Genomic DNA, 12,846 nt, shown 5'->3' on the forward strand with positions numbered 1-12,846 from the left:
AGGGGCAAAGAAAAGGGGGGGCAAAGAGGGAGAGGGGCATAGAAAATGCCCTCCCGGAGGGAGGGCGCGGCAGCGGAGCCGACTTGGATCGGACGGCGCCCCCGGCAGGACTCGAACCTGCGGCCAAGCGCTTAGAAGGCGCCTGCTCTATCCACTGAGCTACGGGGGCCGGTGTGTGGCCGGTGGCTCGGACGGACGGATGTGGGGGAGATCCGTGACCTTGCCGGGGACAAGGATAGAGCTCCTTGGTCCCTGTCCCTGCTGCTTCGCCTCCGTTTCGTCGCTGTGGCTCGATGTGGAGGTTCGGTGAAGCGGACCTGATAATCGCAGATGGGTACGAATCCTGCAGTGCTTTTGGTGCCTCGCGCCACGGGTGTTGTGCACTCGTTATGCCTGCGCCCCCACTTGTCCCTCCGTGCCCGCTGTGCGCTTCCTGTGTCGTATCGCACGACTTATCGGCGCGCAGGTGGGGTCATATGCTTCAGAAAGCCACCAAAATTGGGCATTCTTCGCATGTGGTGACCTTGGACGTACGGCCTCAGCTGCTCGACGCTCTCACCGTGCTGCGCGACCGTGTCGCCGCCGCGCGGTTCCCGCTCCCCCTGCCGGGGGCGCCACGCGCGCGCGCCAACCGCGGTGAGTTGCTCGCCCAGCTCGACGACTATCTCGTGCCCCGCCTGCGGGCGCCCGAAGCCCCCCTGCTCGCCGTGATCGGCGGATCCACGGGCTCGGGCAAGTCGACCCTCGTGAACTCGCTCGTGGGACGGGTGGTGAGCGAGGCGGGCGTGTTGCGCCCGACGACCCGCACCCCTGTGCTGGTCTGCCATCCGGACGACCACCACTGGTTCTCCGGGATGCGGGTCCTGCCCGACCTCACCCGCGTGTGGATGCCCCGCCAGACCGAGGGCGAGGGCGACGGCGCGGAGCGGGAGCCGGACGAGGACGCGCTCGTACCGCTCGTGGAGGACGGCGAACGCGCCCTGCGGGTGGAGACCGCCGGCAGCGTGCCGCGCGGCCTCGCCCTCCTCGACGCCCCCGACGTCGACTCCCTGATCGCCGAGAACCGCGTGCTCGCCGCCCGCCTGATCAGCGCCGCCGACGTGTGGGTCATGGTGACCACCGCCGCCCGCTACGCCGACGCCGTGCCCTGGCGCATGCTCCGTACCGCGAAGGAGTACAACGCCAGCCTCGTCACCGTCCTCGACCGGGTGCCGCATCAGGTGCTCGCCGAGGTGTCGCAGCAGTACGGCGCCCTGCTCACCAAGGCGGGGCTCGGCGAGGTCCCGATGTACACCGTGCCCGAGCTGCCCGAGTCGACCCGCGACGGCGGACTGCTGCCGGCCACCGCCGTCGCCCCGCTGCGCGCCTGGCTCGCCCACCGCGCCCAGGACCCGGCCGCCCGCGGCCTCGCCCTGGCCCGCACCGCCCGCGGCGTCCTGGAGTCCCTGCGCGTTCGGATGCCCGAACTGGCCTCCGCCGTCGCCCTCCAGTACTCCGCGACCGTACGGCTCACGACCGCCGCCGAGGAGGTGTACGACGACGAGCACGCGCGCGTGAAGGAGCGGTTGCAGAGCGGCGCCGTGCTCGCCGGGGACGCGCTCAAGCGGTGGCGCAGCTATCCGCTGGACTGCTCGGCGGGGGAGTTGCTCGACGCTCTGGTGGAGAGCCTGGGGTCGCTCCTGCTCTGCGCCGTGACCGCCGCGGACGCGCGCGTGGAGGCGGCCTGGCGCCGCGAACCGGGCGGCGACGCGCCCGAACTGACCGGGCGCGACCGGGGACTGGAGAGCGCCGAGCACCGCATCGGGCTGGCCGTACGGCGCTGGCGGCGTGTCCTGGAGGAGTACGCGGAGGAACAGGTGCGCGGTGTCGCCGAGCTGACCGGCGTCACCCCGCCCGACCCGGAGGCCGTCGCCGCGCTCGTCGCCACCGCCCTGCTCGGCGGCCGCCGCGCCAAGGCCGCGGGCGAGCACCTCGCCGAACGGATCGGCGCCCAGGGAGCCCTGCGCCTGCGCGACCGCGGCGGCCGGCTGCTCACCGAGTACGTCGACAGCGTGCTCGGCACGGAACGCGAGCGCCGGCTCGCCCCCATGGACGCACTCGGCGTCGGCCCCGAGCCCCAGGCCGAACTCATCGCGGCCCTGTCGCTGCTGCAGAAGGAGAGGTGAGGGCGGTGACCACCGTCACGGATTCGACCGAGAAGACCGAACAGAAGACCGAAGAGCGCACCGGGAACGCCGAGCACACGGGGAGCGCCGGGCACCCCGGGAACACCGCTCAGGCCGATCCGGCCGAGCAGCCCGAGTGCTCGGCGCGGGCGGGCCGGGCAGGAAAGAAGGCCGCCCGGGGAGAACGGGGAGAACGAGACGAGCAGGGCGAGCGGGGCCAGCGGGGCGAGAAGGGTGGGTCCTGGGGGGACGGGCTCATCGCCCGGCGCGCCGAGGGCCGCCCGGCCGACGCCCTGACCACGGCCCCGGCACACGCCCCGGACACGACGGACCCGCTCAGCGGCCGGCTGGAGGCCCTGCGCGAACTCGTCGGCCTGTCCCGGGCCCGGCTCGACGCCGGAACCCTCGCCGAGGCGGGCCGGGTCCTGGACGAGGCCGCGGCCCGGCGCCGCCTGTCGTCCCGGCACACCGTCGTCGCCGTCGCCGGAGCGACCGGCAGCGGCAAGTCGACCCTGTTCAACGCCCTCGCCGGCGTCCCCCTCTCGGAGACCGGCCTGCGCCGGCCCACCACCTCCGCGCCCATCGCGTGCAGCTGGACCGACGGGGCCGCCGCCCTCCTCGACCGCCTCGGCATCCCGGGCCGCTCCCGCCGCCGTCCGATCCAGCAGGGCGCCCCCGGCTCCCTCGACGGGCTCGTCCTCGTCGACCTGCCCGACCACGACTCGGCCGCCCCCGAGCACCGGCACACCGTCGACCGGGTCCTCGACCTCGTCGACGCCGTGATCTGGGTCGTCGACCCGGAGAAGTACGCCGACGCGATGCTCCACGAGCGCTACCTGCGGCCCATGGCGGGGCACGCCGAGGTGATGTTCGTGGTGCTCAACCAGGTCGACCGGCTGCCCGACGAGGCCGCCGAACAGGTCCTGGACGACCTGCGCCGCCTCCTCGACGAGGACGGCATCGCGCTCGGCGAGTACGGCGAACCGGGCGCGACCGTGCTCCCGCTGTCCGCCCTCACCGGCGAGGGTGTGGGCGAACTGCGCGACGCCCTGGACCAGTTCACCGCGACCCGGCGGGCCGCCGAGCGCCGCATCGCCGCCGACATCGACGCGACCGCCGACCGGCTGCGGCCGCTGTACGCGGCGGGCCGGCAGGTCGGGCTGAGCGAGTTGGCCCGCGAGGAGTTCACCGACCGGCTCGCCGAGGCCGTCGGTGCCGCGGCCGCGGGCCAGGCCGCCGAACGTGCCTGGGCCCGCGGCGCCAACCGCGCCTGCGGCACCCCGTGGCTGCGCCTGTGGCGCTGGTACGACGCCCGGCGCTCCCTCGCCTCCGCGATCCCGACGCCCTCGGCTCCGGCCGACGACGAGATCACGGCCCGCCAGCGCGTCGAGCACGCCGTACGTGAGGTCGGCGACGAGGCCGCCACGGGCCTGCCTGCCAGTTGGGCGCAGTCCGTACGGGACGCCGCCGCGCGGGGCGCCGAGGGCCTCCCGGAGGCGCTCGACGAGCTGGCCGCCTCGGCCGCCTCGCCCCAGGGCGGTTCGCGCAGGCAGCGCGCCGCGTACACGCCGGGGGCGCGCCCGCCGCGACCCAAGTGGTGGCCGTTCGCCGTGCTCGTCCAGGTCGCGATGACGCTGCTCCAACTCCTGGGCGGGCTCTGGCTGGTGGCGCAGATCGTCGGGGCCGTCTCGCCGAACCTGGGCGTGCCGGTGCTGATGATGCTGACCGGGATCGTCGGCGGGCCGTGCGTGGAATGGGCCTGCCGGGCCGCGGCGAAGGGCCCGGCGCGGCGGTACGGGCAGGAGGCGGAGCGGCGGCTGCGGGACGCGGCGTCGGCGTGCGGCCGGGCCCGGGTCCTGGACCCCGTCGCGGCGGAGCTGCTGCGCTACCGCGAGGTCAGGGAGCAGTACGTAAGGGTGACGGGGTTTTCCACAACCGGCCGGTAGGTCACAGGCCGGAACGGGGGAGCGGGGGCGGGGGCAGTCTGGGGATCGCGGTCCGGGAAGGGCTCGGGCCGCGATCGCGCGCCTGGGCAGGGACCGGCGCGGGACGGGAGGGGGAGCGGACATGAACGAGACGCTGCTGACGGTCGTGGGGAACGTGGCGACGACGCCGGTGTACCGGGAGCTGCCGACGGGGCCGGTGGCCCGGTTCCGGCTCGCGGTGACGTCGCGCCGTTTCGACGCGGGGCAAGGGACATGGGTGGACAGCCACACGAACTTCTTCACGGTGTGGGCCTGGGGGAATCTGGGGGCGAACGTGCAGGGGTCGGTGTCGATCGGTGAACCGGTCATCGTGCAGGGCCGGTTGAAGGTGCGCGACGAGGAGCGGGGCGGCCAGCACTGGACGTCGGCCGACATCCAGGCGACGGCCGTCGGGCACGACCTGGCGCGGGGCACCGCCGCCTTCCGCCGGGCGACGGCCCGCAAGGCGGCCGCGGAGGGGCAACCGGCCCGGGACGAACCGTCGTTCGCGATCGAGCCGGAGCGGGAGCCGCAGCCTCAGCCGGAGCCGGTCGGCTGAGGCGGTCGGTCGCGGGGGTGGGTCCCTGACGCAGGCGGCTGACCTGGAGTTTCCGGATGCGCGCGCTCCGGATGCCCGAAGTGCGGCCTATCGCGCCTTGCGTGCCGGTGATTTGTCGACAAGTCCAGCTCGGGGCGCGTGTCGGCGATAACGATTGCGATTCGGATCGGTTGCCGGGCGGCCGCTGCGGGGATCGTGAACAGCCGCTTACCTAGGATGCCGGGCGTGGCTCGAGCGAATCGAGGCGGCTCAGCGGGTTCACGGAGCCTCAGATGTCGCCCGGGTCACTGTGGTTGGCGACGAAGTGACCTCGATCTGCCGGCGGGACACCACCCCCCATGTGTCGACGCGTTCCGCCTGAAGGGGATTACGTGTTTTCTGTGTTCTCGCGGGCCGTGCGGGCCTCGTGGCGCGGGCGGGCCTGTGCCCGGGCCGCCGCGGCGGTCGCCGTGTCCGGCCTCCTGGCCGCCGGGGCGATATCCGGCGCCGGAGCGGCCCAGGCCGACGACGGCACCCAGCAGGACGGTGGCGCCGGGGCCACCCTGGGCGGCCTCGAGACCTACGGAACGGCCGTGCTGCACGACAGCGGTGGCGACGAGAAGATCCCCGCGGGCCTGTTCCGGATGACCGTCGATGGCGGCGGCATGCTGCAGACGTACTGCATCGACCTCCACAACCCGACGCAGGCCGACGCCAGGTACCAGGAGACCCCCTGGAGCGGCACGTCCCTGAGCCAGAACAAGGACGCGGGCCGTATCCGCTGGATCCTGCAGAACTCCTACCCGCAGGTGAACGACCTGGCCGCGCTCGCCCGCAAGGCCGGCGCCGGCAGCCTCACCGAGCAGGACGCGGCGACCGGTACCCAGGTCGCGATCTGGCGGTACTCGGACGGGGCGGACGTCGACGCGGAGAGCCCCGCCGCCGAGAAGCTCGCCGACTATCTGCAGCGCGGCGCCCGTGACCTCACCGAGCCGACCGCTTCGCTGAGCCTCGTGCCGTCCGCCGTGTCCGGGCACCCGGGCGAGCGGCTCGGCCCGGTCACCGTGCGGACGAACGCGGACGCGCTCACCGTCACCCCGCCCGCCGAGGCGGCCTCCGCCGGGGTGAAGCTCGTCGACGCCAAGGGCAAGCCCGTCGTCTCGGCCTCCAACGGCAGCAAGATCTACTTCGACGTGCCCGAGGACGCCGCCGCAGGCTCGGCCGCGCTGACCGTGCAGGGCTCGACGACCGTGCCCGTCGGCCGCGCCTTCACCTCCGACAGCCGCAGCCAGACCCAGATCCTCGCCGGCTCCAGCGAGTCCGCCGTCTCCGCGACCGCGACCGCGACCTGGGCCGCCAAGGGGCCCGTGCCCGCACTGTCCGCCCGGGAGAACTGCGCGAAGGGCGGCGTCGACATCACCGCGGTGAACAAGGGCGACGCGCCCTTCACCTTCACCCTGATGGACACCGAGTACTCCATCCCCGCCGAGTCCACGCAGACGGTGACGATCCCGCTGCAGGAGGACCAGGCCTACGACTTCACGATCCGGGGCCCGCACGGCTTCACCAAGCGCATGCGCGGCGTCCTGGACTGCCGCACCGCGTCGGCGGCCCTCGCCGTCACCTCCGACGACGGCGGCCTGCGCCCGCAGGCCACGACCCGCCCGAGCCCCGCCTCCGTCGGCGGCGCCGGCACCCCCGGCCAGGACCTCGCCGAGACCGGCAGCTCGAACACGACCCCGATCATCGCGGGAGCGGCCATCGCCTTCGTGGTCATCGGCGGCGGCGCCCTGTTCCTCTCCCGCCGCAAGAAGACGCCGGACCAGCAGAACGACTAGACCGGAGGAGGATCAGAGTTCCGGGCCGTCCGTCCCCCCGACGATCGCCCGGAGCGCTGCCAGATGCCCCCGGTACGCCTCCCGCCCCGCCTTGGTCAGGCTGAGCCACACCCGCTGGCGGGTGGCACGGACGGCCTTGCGCTGTTCCACGTATCCGGCCTCCATCAGCACCGTCACGTGCTTGCTCAACGCCGAGGCGGACAAGCCCAGTTCCTGCTGGACCGTGCCGAACTCGGCCTCCTCCGCCGCGTCGAGGAGTGCGCAGACCCGCAGCCGGTTCGGGGCGTGGACGATGCTGTCGAAGCCGGCCATGGGGTCCGCGCCGTGCGCGCCGCCCGCACTCATGCGGCCTTCCGGTGCAGTCGTACGAACGTGAAGTGGAAGGCGACGGACACGGCGACCCCGATCAGGGAAGCGGCGGCCAGCCACAGCGGTTGCTCGGTGAAGCGGAACAGGAACGCCGAACCCACGAGCACCGCCGGCAGGCCGATCGCGCCCGGCGCGACGACCCGCTTCGGCAGGACGTCGAAGCGCAGCGCCACGCCCGTCCGCGCGCGCCAGGACCGGGCCGCGACGGCGAAGAGTGCCAGGTACAGCGCGGTGAGCGCGAGGGCGATGCCGGTCCAGGCGGGGCCGGGTAGCAGCCAGTCCCGGCCGGCCATGACCCCGCCGTACACGAACGGGAACGCGCCGATGTAGAGCGTCAGGGTGAGGAAGAACCAGGTCGGCCACGGTGTGGCCGAACGTCTTTCCGTGCTCGCGCGGACGTGCTCGGTGTCGGCCAGAGCGGCGCGGGCCTGTGCCGGTGTGAGAGGGACCCCGTTGGTTTCCATGGTGGAAAGAGTAGCCCTCACTTTCCCATCTGGAAAGAGTCAGGTTTCCGTGATGGAAAGTGGCGCCTGGGCCAGCTGGCCGGTGCCGCAACCCTGGACGCGCCCGGATCGTCGTAGTCCCCGTGATCACCTCCCCCGCTTCGCGGACCCTGCCCGCAGACCGGCCGCCGGCCCCCGTCCCGATCACGGTGGCGGGCACCGGGGCCCTCGCGCTGGCCGCGGTCGCCGGCTGGACGAGCGGGCTGGTGCTCGTGGGAGGGCGGGTCGTGCCGGGGTGGGGCGTGAGTGCGGTGCTGCTCGTACTGGCGCTCGGGTTCCGGCGGGTGGCGGGGCGGCCTAGGCGGAGCGCACTGGTGCGGTGGGGGCAGCGGGCGCTGATCGGCGCCGCGGTGCTCGGCACGTTGGCCGGCGTGGCGGGGGACGTGCTGAACGGGGCGCGCTACCACGTGCTGCGTCCCGAGGGGCGGGACGGCTGCCGGGCCGTGGTGCGGGAGACGGCGTTCCTGGTGCTCGGTGCGGGGGAGGCGTACGCGGTGGGGCGTAGCGGCTGGGCTGTGGGGAAGGCCGGGTCCTGGCACGTGGACGACGCGTACCGGCCCGTCGAGTTCGGCACCTACGCACTGACCTGGGGTGCGGACAGCGGCCTGCTCCGCGTCTCCGGCACGGGCACCGACCCGGTCCTCGACGGCGGCCTGGCCGAACTGGACTGCGGGTGGTGACAGCGATCAGGCCGGGCCGCGCCGGGCGAGGGCGCGCAGCCAGTCGCCGAGCGCGGCGAAGTCGGCGTCGGTCAGTCCCCGAGCCGGGTCCACCCGGTGCAGCAGGAACGGCCCGGGGTGCGCGGCGGCGACCCAGTCCCGGTCGAGAGCCCCGATCTCGTCGTCGACCCAGATGAAGGGCTCCGCCGCCGCCCACTCGACGATCAGCGGCGTCTTCCAGTGCAGACCCCGCAGGCTCGGGACGGAGTCGGCATTGCTGTCCGGCCCGGACAGCACCGGGAGCCGGGGGAGCCCGAGACGCGGACCGACGATCTCGTTGGCGTCCTCCATCCAGGTCGTGGCCCACACCATCCGGCAGTCCAGCTCCAGCAGCCGTGCCCCGGCCGCGGGATCGAGCCGGTCCAGGGGGTCGGCAGGCCCGGACCGGACGCCGAAGGGGATCAGCGGACCGTCGATGTCCAGAAAGAGGAAGGGGAGGGGGAAAGGGAGGCTGGGAGGGAGGGGGTGGGCCGTGGCGTGGGTCACGGCCGCACGATAGGGCACCCGCGAGATCGCCCACAGTGATGCCCGGGTTACCTGGGGTGCGGGGAAGGAGCCCAGTTCAAGGGCCCGATCCGATACGGGTTTCCGCCCGGCACTGGCGATGCGGCAAGATGGGGTGTATCTGCCCTCACGCGGTGGAGCCGCTTGATGCGGACCCGTACATCGACTGCCGGACGGTTTCTCTTGGCTGAGTTCATCTACACCATGCGCAAGACGCGCAAGGCGCACGGCGACAAGGTGATCCTCGACGACGTCACCCTGAACTTCCTTCCCGGAGCGAAGATCGGCGTCGTCGGCCCGAACGGTGCCGGTAAGTCGACGGTCCTGAAGATCATGGCGGGCCTCGAGCAGCCGTCGAACGGTGACGCGTTCATCTCGCCCGGCTACAGCGTCGGCATCCTCATGCAGGAGCCGAAGCTCGACGAGTCGAAGACCGTCCTGGAGAACGTGCAGGACGGCGCCGCCGAGATCATGGGCAAGCTCAAGCGCTTCAACGAGGTCGCCGAGCTCATGGCGACCGACTACAGCGACGAGCTGATGGAGGAGATGGGCAAGCTCCAGGAGGACCTCGACCACGCCAACGCGTGGGACCTCGACGGTCAGCTGGAGCAGGCCATGGACGCCCTGGGCTGCCCGCCCGGCGACTGGCCCGTCACCAACCTCTCCGGTGGTGAGAAGCGCCGCGTCGCGCTCTGCAAGCTGCTCATCGAGGCGCCCGACCTGCTGCTCCTCGACGAGCCCACCAACCACCTCGACGCCGAGTCCGTGAACTGGCTGGAGCAGCACCTGGCCCAGTACAAGGGCGCCGTCGTGGCCGTCACCCACGACCGGTACTTCCTCGACAACGTCGCGGAGTGGATCCTCGAGCTCGACCGCGGTCGCGCCATCCCGTACCAGGGCAACTACTCCACGTACCTGGAGAAGAAGTCCGAGCGCCTCAAGGTCGAGGGCAAGAAGGACGAGAAGCGGCAGAAGCGGCTCAAGGAAGAGCTGGAGTGGGTGCGGTCCAACGCCAAGGGGCGGCAGACCAAGTCCAAGTCGCGTCTCGCGCGCTACGAGGAGATGGCCGCCGAGGCCGAGAAGATGCGGAAGCTGGACTTCGAGGAGATCCAGATCCCGCCGGGCCCGCGTCTGGGCAGCATCGTCGTCGAGGTCCAGAACCTCGGCAAGGCGTTCGGCGAGAAGGTCCTCATCGACGACCTCAGCTTCACGCTGCCGCGCAACGGCATCGTGGGTGTCATCGGTCCGAACGGTGCCGGTAAGACGACCCTGTTCAAGATGATCCAGGGTCTGGAGACCCCGGACTCCGGTTCCATCAAGGTCGGCGAGACCGTCAAGATCTCGTACGTCGACCAGAACCGCTCCAACATCGACCCGAAGAAGACTCTTTGGGCCGTGGTGAGCGACGAGCTCGACTACATCAACGTCGGGCAGGTCGAGATGCCGTCGCGCGCGTACGTCAGCGCCTTCGGCTTCAAGGGCCCGGACCAGCAGAAGCCCGCGGGCGTGCTCTCCGGTGGTGAGCGCAACCGCCTCAACCTCGCGCTGACCCTCAAGCAGGGCGGCAACCTGCTGCTCCTCGACGAGCCGACGAACGACCTCGACGTCGAGACCCTCAGCTCCCTGGAGAACGCGCTGCTCGAGTTCCCCGGTGCCGCTGTGGTCGTCTCCCACGACCGGTGGTTCCTGGACCGGGTCGCCACGCACATCCTCGCCTACGAGGGTGAGTCCAAGTGGTTCTGGTTCGAGGGCAACTTCGAGTCGTACGAGAAGAACAAGATCGAGCGGCTCGGCCCGGACGCGGCCCGTCCGCACCGTGCCACCTACAAGAAGCTGACCCGCGGCTGATGGCTCGCCACGTATACGCCTGCCCCCTGCGCTGGGCGGACATGGATGCGTACGGACACGTCAACAACGTCGTGTTCCTCCGGTACCTGGAGGAGGCGCGCATCGATTTCCTGTTCCGCCCGGACAAGGACTTCCAGCAGGGGTCTGTCGTGGCACGCCATGAGATCGACTACAAGCGGCAGCTCGTGCACCGGCACACCCCGGTCAGCATCGAGCTGTGGGTCACCGAGATAAAGGCCGCGTCGTTCACGCTCGCCTACGAGGTCAAGGACCCGGACCAGGTGTACGTCCGGGCCGCGACGGTCATCGTGCCGTTCGACTTCGAGGCGCAGCGGCCGCGCCGGATCACCGCCGAGGAGCGCGAGTTCCTCGAGGAGTACCGGGACGACGACGTGGATCGTGCGGGGGCGCTCGCCGCATGAGCGGGACCGCAGCGCCTGTGCTGCACTTCGCCGATGCCGGGGAGGCGGCGGACCTCGCCGCCTTCCTCGGCCGGCTGCTGCACTACGACAAGGCCGCCGCGGTACGGCTCCAGGCGCAGGCCGGCGGGCAGGCGCTCGCCGTGTTCGGCCGGCCGCCCTCCTTCGAGGTGCTGGCCGTGCGGGCCGTGCGGCTGCTCAAGCCGTACGAGAACGGGGTCGAGGACGCGCTCGACGTCACCGTCTCCGCGGGGGAGCTCCTGGAGGCCGTGGACGAGGCGGCCGCGACGGCGCTTGTTCCGGCGGCGTTGACCGGGCCGCCCTGGGCCGGGGTCCTTCCCCCTCGTGGGGGGTGGCGGGTCGTCGAGGACTTTCCCGGTGGGGAGGCGCTGCGGGGGCTCGTGCGGGCCGCGGTCGTCGAGTTCCGGGAGCGGGTCGAGGGGCTCGATCCCGAGGCGCGGACCCGGAGTGCGCTCGATCGGGTCGGGCGGGAGATCTGGTCGCGGGAGATCGGGGCCAGTGGGGTTCCCGTGCGGGTCGCTCACGCGGCGGTTTCGCTGGGATTTCTGCGCGGAGAGTCTGTTGATCTGCTCGTCGCCGGGGCGTGGGTTCGGATGCGGACGGCTTACGGGGCGGTTGTCTATCGGCGACCGTCGGCCGGGCTCGGCGGTCTGACCGTCAGCCCCGTCTGAGGCTCGCGCTGCGCGCCGTAGCTTCGGGCGTTCGTCTGCGGGTGCGGCCCGGTGGGGCTTCTCGCGCAGTTCCCCGCGCCCCTGAAGGGCACACTTCGTGCGCCCCAGGGGCTTGTTGCTCGCGCCCCGCGACGGAGTCGCTGATCGGATACAGCCCCGCGCCCCTGAGGGCCTGCGGCTTTGCCGCGCCTTCATCGGGGAAATGCCGCCCGCAGGGCGTGCATTTCAGGGGCGCGGGGAACTGCGCGACCAGCCCCCACCGGGCCCGCGGACGACGGTTATCTCTCCTGGTCGTCCGGCCAGATCTGGATGTGGTCCGACTCCAGTTCCAGCATCACGCGGTCCCGCATTTCCAGGGACTCCGTGTATTCGGCGGGGAGTTGGAGGCGGCCGGCGCGGTCGAGCATGGCGTATTCGCGGGAGATCAGGGATTCCTGGCCCGTCGTCGCGTCGACCTGGGTGTGGCGGAGCACCTCCGTCGAGGTGCGGCCGTCGCGGATGGCCACCGTACGGCGTACCTCCGTCGCCACCGTCTGGTCGTGCGTGACGATGACGACCGTCGTGCCCAGCTCCTCGTTCGCCGTGCGGAACGCGGCGAAGATCTGCTCACCCGTGTGCGAGTCCAGCTCACCGGTCGGCTCGTCGGCGAGGAGCACCTTCGGCTCGTTGGCGAGGGCCACCGCGATCGCCACGCGCTGCTGCTGACCGCCGGACATCTGCTGCGGGCGGCGGTCGCGGCAGTCGGCGACGCCCAGCAGGTCGAGGAGTTCGGCCGCGCGGGCCGCCTTCTTCGAGCGGCTGGTGCGGCCGCGCAACTGCATGGGCAGGGCCACGTTCTGACTGGCCGTGAGGTACGGGAGCAGGTTGCGGGCGGTCTGCTGCCAGACGAAGCCGACGGCCTCACGGCGGTAACGCAGGCGGTCTTTCGCGGTCATGGCGAGCAGGTCGTACCCGGCGACCTTGGCCGCCCCGGCCGTGGGCTCGTCGAGGCCGGCCAGGATGTTCATCAGGGTCGACTTGCCGCTGCCCGAGGCGCCGACCAGGGCCATCAACTCGCCCTCGCGGACCAGGAGATCGAGACCCTGGAGGGCCTGGACCTCGACGCCGTCCGTCGTGAAGATGCGGACCAGACGGTCGCAGCTGATCAGCGCGTCGTGCCCGAAGGCCGGCCGGTCCCGGTGGGCGGTGGCCCGCTGTTCGAGGTCGGCGAGGGTGGGGCCGGCGCCGGTCGTGGTGCTCTCTGTCGTCATGGCTGTACGGCCTCCCCGTTCGTCGACGTCAGCTCGT

12 protein-coding genes and 1 tRNA gene are annotated in these 12,846 nt (G+C 72.1%); 8 read left to right on the top strand and 5 right to left on the bottom strand.

The annotated features are described in order from the left end of the window. Positions 1-96: 96 nt before the first annotated feature. Positions 97-169 (bottom strand) — tRNA-Arg (locus ACIBTU_RS11215). Positions 170-515: 346 nt separating this feature from the next. On the opposite strand from ACIBTU_RS11215, the gene ACIBTU_RS11220 reads away from it, so the two are divergent. The 4 genes from ACIBTU_RS11220 (at position 516) to ACIBTU_RS11235 (ending at position 6,505) form a co-directional block, all read left to right on the top strand. Further along, positions 516-2,165, top strand: a complete 1,650-nt coding sequence (locus tag ACIBTU_RS11220) for a dynamin family protein (protein ID WP_399125736.1) — start codon at positions 516-518, stop codon at positions 2,163-2,165. Between the two features lie 5 nt (positions 2,166-2,170). Continuing rightward, on the top strand, positions 2,171-4,111 hold the full coding sequence (locus ACIBTU_RS11225) for a GTP-binding protein (RefSeq protein WP_399125737.1): 1,941 nt from the start codon (positions 2,171-2,173) through the stop codon (positions 4,109-4,111). A 121-nt stretch (positions 4,112-4,232) separates the two neighbouring features. Further along, positions 4,233-4,688, top strand: a complete 456-nt coding sequence (locus ACIBTU_RS11230; RefSeq protein WP_399125738.1) for a single-stranded DNA-binding protein — start codon at positions 4,233-4,235, stop codon at positions 4,686-4,688. 380 nt (positions 4,689-5,068) lie between these two features. Then, the gene (locus ACIBTU_RS11235; protein WP_399125808.1) at positions 5,069-6,505 is read left to right on the top strand and encodes a Cys-Gln thioester bond-forming surface protein; all 1,437 of its coding nucleotides are present in this window, start codon (positions 5,069-5,071) and stop codon (positions 6,503-6,505) included. Positions 6,506-6,517: 12 nt separating this feature from the next. Here the strand turns inward: ACIBTU_RS11235 and ACIBTU_RS11240 are convergent, their stop codons facing one another. Together ACIBTU_RS11240 and ACIBTU_RS11245 are read right to left on the bottom strand one after the other, a co-directional pair. Then, positions 6,518-6,850 (bottom strand): transcriptional regulator, encoded by a 333-nt coding sequence (locus tag ACIBTU_RS11240; protein WP_399125739.1) that lies wholly within the window; start codon positions 6,848-6,850, stop codon positions 6,518-6,520. Beyond that, positions 6,847-7,338, bottom strand: coding sequence for a hypothetical protein (locus tag ACIBTU_RS11245; RefSeq protein ID WP_399125740.1), 492 nt, complete (start codon positions 7,336-7,338; stop codon positions 6,847-6,849). The genes ACIBTU_RS11240 and ACIBTU_RS11245 overlap by 4 nt, the downstream gene beginning before the upstream one ends. Before the next feature lie 122 nt (positions 7,339-7,460). Between ACIBTU_RS11245 and ACIBTU_RS11250 the strand changes: the two genes are divergently transcribed. Then, positions 7,461-8,057 (top strand): hypothetical protein, encoded by a 597-nt coding sequence (locus ACIBTU_RS11250; protein WP_399125741.1) that lies wholly within the window; start codon positions 7,461-7,463, stop codon positions 8,055-8,057. Positions 8,058-8,063: 6 nt separating this feature from the next. Here ACIBTU_RS11250 and ACIBTU_RS11255 read toward each other — a convergent pair whose 3' ends face one another. Continuing rightward, positions 8,064-8,582, bottom strand: a complete 519-nt coding sequence (locus ACIBTU_RS11255; protein WP_399125742.1) for an HAD domain-containing protein — start codon at positions 8,580-8,582, stop codon at positions 8,064-8,066. 201 nt (positions 8,583-8,783) lie between these two features. Between ACIBTU_RS11255 and ettA the strand changes: the two genes are divergently transcribed. Genes ettA through ACIBTU_RS11270 form a run of 3 tightly spaced genes read left to right on the top strand, consistent with a single transcriptional unit; the run spans position 8,784 to position 11,559 of the window. Beyond that, the gene (ettA, locus tag ACIBTU_RS11260) at positions 8,784-10,448 is read left to right on the top strand and encodes an energy-dependent translational throttle protein EttA (RefSeq protein ID WP_399125743.1); all 1,665 of its coding nucleotides are present in this window, start codon (positions 8,784-8,786) and stop codon (positions 10,446-10,448) included. Then, a complete protein-coding gene (locus ACIBTU_RS11265; RefSeq protein ID WP_399125744.1) occupies positions 10,448-10,870 on the top strand; it encodes an acyl-CoA thioesterase in 423 nt (140 codons plus the stop codon). The genes ettA and ACIBTU_RS11265 overlap by 1 nt, the downstream gene beginning before the upstream one ends. Next, a complete protein-coding gene (locus ACIBTU_RS11270; RefSeq protein ID WP_399125745.1) occupies positions 10,867-11,559 on the top strand; it encodes a hypothetical protein in 693 nt (230 codons plus the stop codon). Before ACIBTU_RS11265 ends, ACIBTU_RS11270 begins: the two co-directional genes overlap by 4 nt. Positions 11,560-11,837: 278 nt before the next feature. Here ACIBTU_RS11270 and ACIBTU_RS11275 read toward each other — a convergent pair whose 3' ends face one another. Continuing rightward, the gene (locus ACIBTU_RS11275; RefSeq protein WP_399125746.1) at positions 11,838-12,809 is read right to left on the bottom strand and encodes an ABC transporter ATP-binding protein; all 972 of its coding nucleotides are present in this window, start codon (positions 12,807-12,809) and stop codon (positions 11,838-11,840) included. Positions 12,810-12,846: the final 37 nt, after the last annotated feature.

The sequence above is a fragment of the Streptomyces sp. NPDC050145 genome, from assembly GCF_044460245.1.
Taxonomy (GTDB): Bacteria; Actinomycetota; Actinomycetes; order Streptomycetales; family Streptomycetaceae; genus Streptomyces.

Coding starts and splice junctions, on each gene's coding strand:
- ACIBTU_RS11230 (WP_399125738.1), top strand. CDS start 4,233: ATGAACGAGACGCTGCTGACGGTCGTGGGGAACGTGGCGACGACGCCG.
- ACIBTU_RS11240 (WP_399125739.1), bottom strand. CDS start 6,850: ATGAGTGCGGGCGGCGCGCACGGCGCGGACCCCATGGCCGGCTTCGAC.
- ACIBTU_RS11245 (WP_399125740.1), bottom strand. CDS start 7,338: ATGGAAACCAACGGGGTCCCTCTCACACCGGCACAGGCCCGCGCCGCT.
- ACIBTU_RS11265 (WP_399125744.1), top strand. CDS start 10,448: ATGGCTCGCCACGTATACGCCTGCCCCCTGCGCTGGGCGGACATGGAT.
- ACIBTU_RS11270 (WP_399125745.1), top strand. CDS start 10,867: ATGAGCGGGACCGCAGCGCCTGTGCTGCACTTCGCCGATGCCGGGGAG.
- ACIBTU_RS11275 (WP_399125746.1), bottom strand. CDS start 12,809: ATGACGACAGAGAGCACCACGACCGGCGCCGGCCCCACCCTCGCCGAC.